Raw genomic sequence first — 10755 nt, 5'->3', positions numbered from 1 at the left:
TTTTTATTATTGTACTTGTTTTACAGTTTAAATTATTTTCCGCTTCACCTTTATATTTTTTTTGAGAAGGAACTCTTCAAACTCCTCAGATGATCCTTTTGTAAATCCCGTCTTTTGTATTGGGAGATAGATTTGATTCGCATAAACGATAACAAAATGTTCTTTAAGGTTATGTACCACAGTAATTTTATCGTGTTTGATACTTGTTTCCGCTTCGCTTTTATATCTCGTTTTATCTTCATTTATTGTTGGAATAAACCTATTAAAGGTAAGGGAATCTTCATAAATAGTTATATTAACTTTAGGCTCTCTTCCTTCTGATAGAAGCATCTGATTTTTATAATTTTTTATACCTTGGGAACGATAAATGTAAAAAGGCGTACAGAATGCAACGATGGCTCCCCCGGCACAATATAGAAATAATATGTATTCTTTAAACATATAAGATTCATACCCTATATCAATGAATCCAAACGCTGTGAAAAATATTATAAAACTTATAAGGGTTTTGTTTGATGATAGAGCGACTTCTATATAAGTTTTTTTAGTTAATGTTGTCTGATTTTTAAATAAAATATACATTTTTATCACTATCCCTCTCTAATCCACCTTTTAAACATTTCCATTATAACCCTTTTATGTAATACAAACAACAGTGGATAGATACTGTGTTAGAAGCTCTTTTTATGTCTTGAAAATGTGATTGTTAAGAGCAACTATGAAAAACAAAATCTATCATGCCGAAAAAGGGTAAAAATATCACATATCTGATTTTTTATAATTAATTTAGTGTATTTTAAAGGGGGCGTGCAAAAACGTCTTAGAGAGGATAAAACAAACGTTTAAATGCAAACAAAATACATACAAATTTAAGGAGTTTTGATTATGATTTATGGATATGCGCGTATCTCAACGAATAAACAAAATATAGACCGCCAGAATAGAAATATCTTAAAATTACATCCTGGTGCTAAACTAATCAATGAAACCCACACAGGGACTACGATAGACCGTAAGGAATGGACTAAACTATTTAAACGTGTTAAGCAAGGCGATATGATTATTTTTGATTCAGTCTCACGTATGAGTCGTAATGCTGAAGATGGCGTAAAAGATTACATGGATCTATTTGATAGAGGGGTTGAGCTAGTGTTCATCAAGGAACCACATATCAATACGTCAGTGTATAAGCAACAGTTAGACCATGCTAAATTAGGAATGACAGATAATGACGTTGTAAATGCGGTGTTAGAGGGCGTGACTAAGGCACTTAAACTATTGGCAAAACAACAGATTGAGATTGCTTAAAAGCAATCTGAAAAGGAAGTTCAGGACCTTAAACAACGTACAATTGAAGGGATTATTACTGCTAAAGTTAATGGTAAGGTCATAGGTAGAGCAATAGGATCAAAGATTGAAACCAAGAAGGCTAAGATTATCAAATTATCGAAGTCATTCAATGGAGCTCTTAAAGATAGTGAGGTATTAGAACTACTCAGCATTGATAGAACTACTTATTATCGTTATAAAAAACAGATTAGGGAAGATTTAGAGGTGAAGTAAGTAAGTAAGTGTTTATAAGATTGGTTTTTACAATGAATTAGTTGATGATGTTTCAGTCCTCAGTGAGTCTATTTTCACAAATAGAGGTGACAGATATACCCCTTGTAAATAGATTAAAAGATGATTGTATCAACCCTTATATTCATTGCAGTAACTAATCGAACCGTTGCAAACTAAAAAAAGGAGGGGCCCATCTTAATGAAGTAAAATGAAATAAAAAAAGCTCCACCTGGGACCAGTTAACTCACTTCTATTTTTAACTCTTTATGAAAATATTGTAATGCAGAGAATCTGCAAAATTGCTTATTGCGTTCAACATCAGGACGTTTAGCAGCACGTTTATACCTATTAAGGTACGATTTAAACCCTCCAATTATTTTACTCTCATTGCCTTTTAAAACGTTGTGTTCATGAGATCTTAATCGTGGTTGGCTTTGATAATCTATGTATTTTTGATTTGTAATAATCACTGCTTTAGTATAGTCAAGTCCACATTTATCTTCAGGATTTCTATTATCTGTAATAAAGGCATGATTATGTTTAATATGAGAACGAAAAGGTATAGCAAAATCAAGTCCATCAATCTTAACAGTAAATACAGTATAAGGGCGTTCATCTTTTCTTAAAATTTGAGGATAATCACTTAATGGATAATCTGAATAGAATTGCTGTGTAAGATGCAATATTACAAAGTCGTTAAAATTTTTCATAAAGTCCCCCTATAATAACTATAAAAAAATGACCCCTAAATGAGGGGCCTTTAAGTTCTAATCAATTGGTCTTTCTTTTGTTTAGGCTAGTCGCGACCTACGACTAGAATCATCAATTGAGCTTTCTTTAATTTTTAGTTATTCGCGCTCTACGAACAAAATCATAAGGTTGACGGATATCCCGTCCTTATTATTTTAAACTTATTACAATGTTATTATACGAAAAAGAGTAACATTTTGCAACACTTAAAAGTAATTAACCTCAGTACCTAACGATATAAAAGAATAACGATGTTCTAGGAGCATTTATTTAAACCTATGCCAAATAATGATGAGAACAATTAGTGCCTTAATAAATTCGACCGAAATATACATATAAATCACCTCTTTAATTTTAAGATTTTTTATCATAAACAGTTTGTTGAATTTTTATAACGAATTTTTGCTCGGGCTAATATTAAAATCAACATAGAAAATAAATAGAAACCCAGTGATTAACTAAAGACACTTTTATTACTTAATAAAGTAACCTTGTTTTTTTAAATATTACTATTCATTTTCAGTAGGAAATATAAAAAAAAGAGCTGATTATAATCACCTCTTTTTTTTATTTTCTAAAACCAACTTAAAACTACTAAAACAATTCCTGTCACAATAACAACTAATCTCAAAATCTGAAAACTTAACGACACACACTCTTTAAATAAACTCATTCTAATTTCTCCTTTGAATGCTCATGAATATATTTTGAGATAATATTAAATTCATAACTCCATACTAAACTATTTGATATCACCTTAACAACACTAAAATTTTAGAATTGGTAAGTAATGAAAAAATAAAGGAACACTAGATAAAACTAGAGATTTTTAATTTTGTTAGTATTTCTCACTTGCTGTCTTAGTAGACGAACGATTTCTTGTTGTCCCTGTTTAATTTCTTCCAGATCACATTCATATATTTTGTTAATTGTGTTTACCCGTTTAGTAATCTGATTAATATTATTTCCAATACGGGACACTTCTGACATTAAGTGTTTTAAATCCTTATCATCTGCTGACTTTAGATTAATAACATATCCATCGATTAACATCTTCCTAGCATAGCTTTCAAATTTTTGAAAGCCTAACTTTTCACTATTATTCAGTATCATTTCCTTTTCATCTTCTGTAACTCTAAACATCATTTGTTTAGACCTTGTACGATTCTTCATCATTCAATCTCCTATCTTTTAAAAATTAGGGGATTGGGGTACCAAAAAAATAAACAAAAATGAAAATCAGAGATTTTCATTTTTTCGAAAGTGGCTAGCCACTTTCAATTCTCGCTATTCTACTATTCTCCTTCTCCTACGATTCTTTTATTGTAATTCCCCAAATTTTTTTCCTTTTCAAGAGTTTCAATTCTTCTTAACTGCATAACTTTATTAAACCAAGAAACATAAAACAATTATTCTTCACCTGTTGTCGTGATAATCATTTCTCTGATTTCGCTAGTATTTAACTCTTTAAGTTGTTCAAATAACATGCAAATTCTCCTTTTCATCCTTCGCTAAAGAAGCTTAGACTTTCAGAATCTTACTACTTGATTTATTTCTGATTTTTAATATAAATTTTAAGAGCTACGGTAGTTAAATAAAGAATATATAAGATTAAAATTGCTACAGTTAAAACGTAGAGTTTTTCTAATAACACTATTGTTTTAAATAATAGATTGTTTAATGGATTTGAGCTGGTTATTGAAACTAATAAATTTGACATAAGATTACCTCCTTTTTATTAAACCTCATTAGAATCCTCCAACTCGATGTATTGAGCTACTGCCTGAACAATCAATGAACTTAATAGATCTTGTTTTTTAAATCCACTATACTTCCTATTCAATTTCTCTATCGCTTCAACTGCTGATGGATACAACTTAAATGATTTTGCTATTGGTTCCTCATTGAAATGGAGTGGCTTGAAATCCGAGTCTTTTTCATTAACTTGACTTTCTAAACTGCATACACGCTTCTCTAAATCTTCTATTTTTTTCAAAAGTTGATTTATATTTTTTGTTTCATCCTCGACACCATTTGATTTTTTGGCGTTTTTAGGCTTATTGAAAGGTTTCTTTATCTCCTCTTTAATTTTATAAAACGGAGCTTGTTCTTCCTCTAAAAAAGGCTTCTCTGAGCTTTTAACATATGTTTTTAATTTAGCTGAATAAGTATATCCATTTTCTTTGATACGTTGAGACATTCTATCTTTGCTAATAACACCTCTACAAATATCTCTAAGCTGTAGGCCCGTTTGTCTTTCTTGATTAATGTAGGCTATGATCTCCTCCCAATTATCACTCAACAATAAGTCTTTCTTGTCCACTTTAATCCCTCAATTCTATAATATTATAAAAAATATTACTAGAGTAATACTTTTTATATCTATTAACATTTTCTAAAATAATAAAAATATAATACATAAGTATTCTTTAGTATAATATTTTTATTATTTTATTTTTGTAATATTTTGATAGTTTAAATATATTTCTTTTATGATTTCAAGATATTACTAAAATAGTATAAAAGAACTATCTTTAAAATATCTAGTATCATTTTTACGATAAAATAAACTCTATATGAAATTCAGATAATAAATTCTAGAAATTTTTAACAAAATTCTCTTGAATATATTAAAAAAACTACCTTAATTCGGTAGCTTTATGGTATAATTTATTTAAAATTAAATCGCTTAAATTGAGAAAAACCCCAATCCCTGAAGTTTGGTCGCTACAGGATTGAGGTTTTGAAAGTTTTCGTTCTTGATATAAGATTATTATATACTATGCTCGTATTATTATTCAAGTATATAATAGAAATATCTTTATTTTGTTATATGCAAATTCAGATAATTTTATACGTATCAGACCTGAAAGCACTCTTTAAGCAACAGAAAAGGAGTGCATTTTTTATGCAAAATAATTTTAGAACTATTAAAAATAAGACTAAAAACTTTACAATCATTGATAATACTATCTTACGGGATAAAAATTTATCATTAAAGGCTAGAGGGTTACTGTGCTTTATGCTACATTTGCCTGAAACGTGGGTTTTTACTGAAAAAGGATTAGCTACAGTTACAGGAGAAGGATTAAAGTCTATCAAAAGTGGATTAAAAGAGTTAGAGGATAATAAATATCTATATCGAGTGCAAATGAGAGATAGTGGAGGTTCTTTTGGTTCTATGATGTATTATTTATTTGAACAACCAACAGAAATGAAAGTTGATGGAAAATCAATTAATTCAACTGATCCAGACATACAAATTTCAAAGATTCAAACAACAGATACATTCAATATTGATAAATCACACCCAGATTTTCACTATTTAAACGGTGGTTGGATGTTAGAAGATTAGTAATTGGGCGGAGTTATCCGCCTTTTTTATTTCAATTTATCATTTCACCGATGTTCCCTTTTGATATATCGGTAGCTTACCGATGTTCCCTTTTGGGATAACGCCTTTTGGGATAACGCCTTTTGGCATACTATATAAATACTAATACCATTAAAGAACTAATAAATAATTTATTAACTATACCTTCGTATGTGAAACAAACAATTAAAATATAATAAAACAAAATATTAAACATTAGAAAAGAAACATCTATCATTGGATTCTTAGATAAAGACAAAGTACAACGTCATTATTTATTTGACTTTTTACGCTATGAATAATAATTTTTTCCCAAATAAAAAAAGGATATCCGGCAAATTGCTGAGATGTCCTTTTTTATAGATATAGTACCTATTAGATTTAATTTAATTGCATTCTTTTAAAGTTTTAATTAATAGCTCTCTAACATAGTAACTATTTTTTAGAGCATTATCTGTAATAAATGCTGTTATTCCTTCATCAGCGCAAGCATCTTGAAGACTAATAGGGTTATTATCATTCGAAATTAAACTGTATAGAGTCATAACATCAGTCGTATTTAATGTGAAATTTTCATAAATTGAGCATTTTCTTAAAGTTTGTTCAATTATGAACTCGGTGAAATCAACATTATAAATTAATACATTTTTATTTTTAAGTATTTTTTTTATATTATCCCACTCTATTGCAAATTGAGTTGACAAATAAAATTTTCGGTTAAATAATTCATTATTCTGTAAATCAATAATTGCTAATTCTTTTAATTGATGATCGGTAGTGTTTGTATCCTCAGTAACTTGTAAAATTACACTGTTATTATCATTCATTAGGTTTTTAAAATTTTCCTTAGCTAGAATAGTATTATTTGAAAGGTTACAAGTAGTTTTATAGCTATTTATAAGATGTTCAAGGTTAATATCCATCTCTATCCCCCCCTCCGCTTCATAGAGAATTATAACAATTAAATATTTCTTTATGCTAATGAAATGTTTTTCACATAAATTCTATATAAATAACTAATATTTCAAAAATTCCCCCTTAGTATAGCATAAGTAATTAGGATTTTTTGTAAAAATATGAAATTTTATACACAATTATGATATGATAAAAAGCGAACTTAAGTTTGGAAAAGTATTTTTTTCACAAAGTTTTTTTTAAGGGAGAGATGTATTTTTATAAAAATAGAATTGTGCATGTCTTTAAGGGATAATGATTATGTATACTTTGCAGTTTAATTGCATTTTATTCACAAAATATTTGCAAGATGATTTCTTTAATTTTGGGTTTTAATTAAAGAGTAAAGAGAATAAAAATAGGGAGATTAGTTATATGGAATGGAGAGAAGAAAAGATTTTAGTAAAAGGCATCTTTGAAGAAAAGAGAAGTTTAGATGGAATTATCTTGCTTTTTAGGAATATTGATCAAAAAAAACTATTAGATAGTCAAGTTGCGTTAATAGAACGACATAAAAATTTAGAGGTTATTATAGAAACCTGTTTAGCTGCTTTAGATAAGCAGGAGCAGAAAATTATCAAACTTACGTATAGTGAATGTTTAACAAATTATAGTTTATCGGAGGCTTTAAATATTTCTGAAAGAACTGTAGCAACTTATAAAAGAGATGCCACGATTAAATTTGCACAAATGATTAAAATTTTTTTAGGATTACTCGATTGAGTAATCTTTTTTTATAGCTAATTTGCATTAACTATGCAAAATCCATTCATTCCTTAGATGGTTTAATATGTTTGTAAGCAAAAAAGGCCTTTAAAACTTACAGACATATTGAACCATGAAGAAAAGGGAGGGGGAGCAATTTGGAGGAATCAGCTGAAAAGTCACATGAGTGTCGCAGTAAAATTGATCAAGAACAAGAACTGATGTTGAGAGAACATAATTTGAAATTGCAGACCTTAGATAATGCAGTTACTATTCAAAGTCATCAATTAAAAGGTATTGAGGGTGAAGTAAAAGAGCTAAAGTTGATGCTGATTGAAATGCAATCTTCAAATAAAATCTTAATTTATATCGCTTCAGTTCTGACAACGGCTATTGTGACACAAATAGTGACTCAGTTATTTAACTAATGAACATTATGAAAAATCAATTAGCAATTCTTAAAAACCTTAGAAATCGAACGGTATTAACTTATGTAGCAATTGTGGTGCTTGCACCATTGTTAGTTACTGACTTAGTAGAATATGAATCACTACAGAAAATTTTAGAAATTGTAACACAGGCTGTAGCAATATTAGGGATTATTGATGATCCAAATACAAACCATTTTTTAAAAAACTAAAATTAGGAGGAATTAAACATGGCAACACAAAAACTTATTTTACCAATTAACAAAATGCGTGTAACCGCAGGATATAAAAATTCAAATTATCAGCAACAATTCGGATTTAGACATTATGGTACTGACTTAACATCTACAAATAGTGATCGTACTGTTTGGGGTTCTGGTGTAGGTACAGTCTTATTAGCAGGATATGATAATGTCTTAGGGAATGTCTTAGTTATTCGTTACGATAACTGTCAATTAACAACAGGGGCTACAAAAAATCTTATTCAGCGTATCTTCCATTTAGATCGTATCGATGTTAAGCAAGGTCAATCAATCACCAAAGATACTCGTATTGGTTTATATGGAAACACTGGAAAATATACGACAGGGCCTCATTTACATGTTGAGTTTGATACAGATACTTCATATCCATCGTATAGTCCGACAATTAGCACAAGTTCAAACATCATTAAAGCAGGTACTGATTCTACCGTACGTCCAGCAGAGGTTATGTATGTTAAAAACTCAGCACCAGATTATCAAACAGTTGTAGGAGCTTCAAATTCAAACTGTTGGACAAAAGGGGATGTAATGTATCCTAAATATTCTGAATCAGCACCAGATGGAGATGTAGGAGCTTCTTATTACCCCAAACCCAACTATATCGGAACTTCATTAGTTGGTGCTTTAGACGCTATTGGTGTTGATTCGAGTTTTGATAACCGTGAGAAAATTGCAAAAGCAAACGGAATTACTGACTATACTGGTACTGCGATTCAAAATGATTCGTTATTTAGCTTATTAATGTCTGGTCAATTAAGACGCCCAGGATCAGTAGCTACTTCATATTATCCAGTTCCTAACTACACAGGAACTTCATTAGTTGGTGCTTTAGACGCTATCGGTATTGATTCGAGTTTTGATAACCGTGAAAAAATTGCAAAAGCAAACGGAATTATTGATTATGCTGGTACTGCAGATCAAAATAATAAAATGTTGAGCTTATTAATGTCTGGTCGATTAATTTGTCCTGATAATACAGAAGGTGGGGGTGATTCAGATGGAGGAGGAACTGGAGATACATATTATCCAATTCCTAACTACACAGGAACCTCATTAGTTGGTGCTTTAAATGCAATCGGTGTTGATTCAAGCTTTGATAACCGAGAGAAAATCGCAGCAGCGAATGGAATTACTGATTATGCTGGTACTGCAGATCAAAATAATAAATTATTGAATTTATTAATGTCTGGTAAGTTGAAGCGAGTAGGTTCATCTGGAGGGGGGAATCCTGGTGTTTTATATTTCCCAACACCTTCTTACACAGGAACTTCATTAGTTGGTGCTTTAAATGCAATCGGTGTTGATTCAAGCTTTGATAATCGAGAGAAAATCGCAGCAGCGAATGGAATTACTGATTATGCTGGTACTGCAGATCAAAATAATAAATTATTGAATTTATTAATGTCTGGTCGATTAATCCGCCCAGCTTCAGCAGGAGAAGATGGTTCTGGTGATAGCGGAACGGGGTCAAGTGGGATTGATGGTGTGCCAAATTTAAAAGTCCGAGAAATATTGCCACCAGAGAGTAAGTATAGTATTAAGTGTCCTTATCCAATGGATCCAACATATATCACTGTTCATAATACTTACAACCAAGCTTCAGCATACAATGAAATTACATTTATGCATAATAATAATGATGAGGTATCTTACCATTTCGCAGTAGACGATCAAGAAGCAATTCAAGGTTTACCATTAAACCGTAATGGGTGGCACTCTGGAGATGGTGGTCAAGGTACTGGAAATCGAAAATCAATTGCAGTAGAAATTTGTTATTCAAAATACGGTGGAGAAAAATTTGATAAAGCAGAAAAAAATGCTGCTAAATTAATTGCATCATTAATGGATAAATTCAACATTCCAATTGATAGAATCCGTAAACATCAAGATTGGAGTGGAAAATACTGCCCTCATCGTACATTAGATGCAGGATGGGATCGTTTTGTAGACATGATTATGACAGAGGTTCGATATCAACAAATTCTTAAATTCGCATCTGAGAATGGATTGTTTGAAGGTTATGATGTTGATTTTAAAGGATTTAATCATAAAGAAAAGCTTTTTGAGATCCCTGGTACGATACCTTGGCGTCCACACGTTATTGTGTATGGTGAAGTTTCGCTTGTTCCTAAAATTACAAATATTTTCGATGTCAAGAAAGTTCTTGATTTAGCACTTACTCCTGAACAAATGGCTGATGAACTGTTAGATATCACACTTACGCAAGAGAAGGTCGAGGTTAACATTAGTCGTGAGGGGCTTGTACTTACACTTTCTAATATGAACCTAGGAGCATTGAATTGTGATGAAATTACATTGACATTTAATTTAGACAACGGGGTTTTTAATATTATCGCAGAAGTTGCAGAAACAAAAGTATTCGAAAATTTAGAAACTACGGTCTATCAACAGTTAACAATTACTGTTCACCCCGATATTCAACAGCCTGGTTTACTCCACGTTCCAATTCGTAACACCGAGCCTCTTAAAGACACAGCAGAAGAAAATGTAGATTACATTACAACTACAGCAAAACGTCATAGGGCGGCTTCTGCGGTTACTTACGCTCTTATATTCGCATCATGCCTGGCAGGAGCAGCTGGTGGTGGATGGGTCCCTGCAACAGTATTGACTGCATTTGCTTTAATAGTTAAATCAGATAAATAATGAAACAAGTACAATAATAAAAAATACGACATAAGTTTAAAATTAATTAACT

The 10755-nt window shown here is 30.7% G+C and carries 12 protein-coding genes; 6 read left to right on the top strand and 6 right to left on the bottom strand.

From position 1 onward, the window contains the following. Positions 1-27: 27 nt before the first annotated feature. Positions 28-582 carry a hypothetical protein gene (locus tag NEH75_RS07790; RefSeq protein WP_262948736.1) on the bottom strand — a complete coding sequence of 185 codons (555 nt, stop codon included), beginning with the start codon at positions 580-582 and terminating at the stop codon, positions 28-30. 303 nt (positions 583-885) lie between these two features. Between NEH75_RS07790 and NEH75_RS07785 the strand changes: the two genes are divergently transcribed. Next, positions 886-1308, top strand: coding sequence for a recombinase family protein (locus tag NEH75_RS07785; RefSeq protein ID WP_262948735.1), 423 nt, complete (start codon positions 886-888; stop codon positions 1306-1308). A gap of 494 nt (positions 1309-1802) precedes the next feature. On the opposite strand, the gene tenpIN is transcribed toward NEH75_RS07785, so the two are convergent. The 4 genes from tenpIN to NEH75_RS07765 form a co-directional block, all read right to left on the bottom strand. Next, complete coding sequence (tenpIN, locus tag NEH75_RS07780; protein WP_262948734.1) at positions 1803-2273, bottom strand: type III toxin-antitoxin system TenpIN family toxin; 471 nt, start codon at positions 2271-2273, stop codon at positions 1803-1805. Positions 2274-3132: 859 nt separating this feature from the next. Further along, positions 3133-3486, bottom strand: a complete 354-nt coding sequence (locus NEH75_RS07775) for a MobC family plasmid mobilization relaxosome protein (protein ID WP_262948733.1) — start codon at positions 3484-3486, stop codon at positions 3133-3135. A 376-nt stretch (positions 3487-3862) separates the two neighbouring features. Continuing rightward, the gene (locus NEH75_RS07770) at positions 3863-4033 is read right to left on the bottom strand and encodes a hypothetical protein (RefSeq protein WP_262948732.1); all 171 of its coding nucleotides are present in this window, start codon (positions 4031-4033) and stop codon (positions 3863-3865) included. 18 nt (positions 4034-4051) lie between these two features. Further along, on the bottom strand, positions 4052-4636 hold the full coding sequence (locus NEH75_RS07765; protein WP_262948731.1) for a hypothetical protein: 585 nt from the start codon (positions 4634-4636) through the stop codon (positions 4052-4054). A 585-nt stretch (positions 4637-5221) separates the two neighbouring features. Between NEH75_RS07765 and NEH75_RS07760 the strand changes: the two genes are divergently transcribed. After that, positions 5222-5668, top strand: a complete 447-nt coding sequence (locus NEH75_RS07760; RefSeq protein ID WP_262948730.1) for a helix-turn-helix domain-containing protein — start codon at positions 5222-5224, stop codon at positions 5666-5668. Between the two features lie 404 nt (positions 5669-6072). On the opposite strand, the gene NEH75_RS07755 is transcribed toward NEH75_RS07760, so the two are convergent. Next, positions 6073-6609 (bottom strand): hypothetical protein, encoded by a 537-nt coding sequence (locus NEH75_RS07755; RefSeq protein WP_262948729.1) that lies wholly within the window; start codon positions 6607-6609, stop codon positions 6073-6075. A gap of 406 nt (positions 6610-7015) precedes the next feature. On the opposite strand from NEH75_RS07755, the gene NEH75_RS07750 reads away from it, so the two are divergent. The 4 genes from NEH75_RS07750 (at position 7016) to NEH75_RS13575 (ending at position 10703) form a co-directional block, all read left to right on the top strand. Next, complete coding sequence (locus tag NEH75_RS07750; protein WP_262948728.1) at positions 7016-7363, top strand: sigma factor-like helix-turn-helix DNA-binding protein; 348 nt, start codon at positions 7016-7018, stop codon at positions 7361-7363. A gap of 140 nt (positions 7364-7503) precedes the next feature. Next, positions 7504-7773 (top strand): hypothetical protein, encoded by a 270-nt coding sequence (locus NEH75_RS07745; RefSeq protein WP_262948727.1) that lies wholly within the window; start codon positions 7504-7506, stop codon positions 7771-7773. An 8-nt stretch (positions 7774-7781) separates the two neighbouring features. Next, positions 7782-7985: a hypothetical protein gene (locus NEH75_RS07740; RefSeq protein WP_262948726.1), complete on the top strand. Its 204-nt coding sequence runs from the start codon at positions 7782-7784 to the stop codon at positions 7983-7985. A gap of 18 nt (positions 7986-8003) precedes the next feature. Further along, entirely contained in the window at positions 8004-10703 is a 2700-nt protein-coding gene (locus NEH75_RS13575) for an N-acetylmuramoyl-L-alanine amidase (RefSeq protein ID WP_317452423.1), read from the top strand. Positions 10704-10755: the final 52 nt, after the last annotated feature.

Origin of the sequence: Turicibacter sp. T129, from assembly GCF_025594975.1 — a bacterium.
Taxonomy (GTDB): domain Bacteria; phylum Bacillota_I; class Bacilli_A; order MOL361; family Turicibacteraceae; genus Turicibacter; species Turicibacter bilis.
The sequence above is the reverse complement of the archived record's forward strand: the minus strand, read 5'-3'. Positions and strand labels throughout refer to the sequence as shown.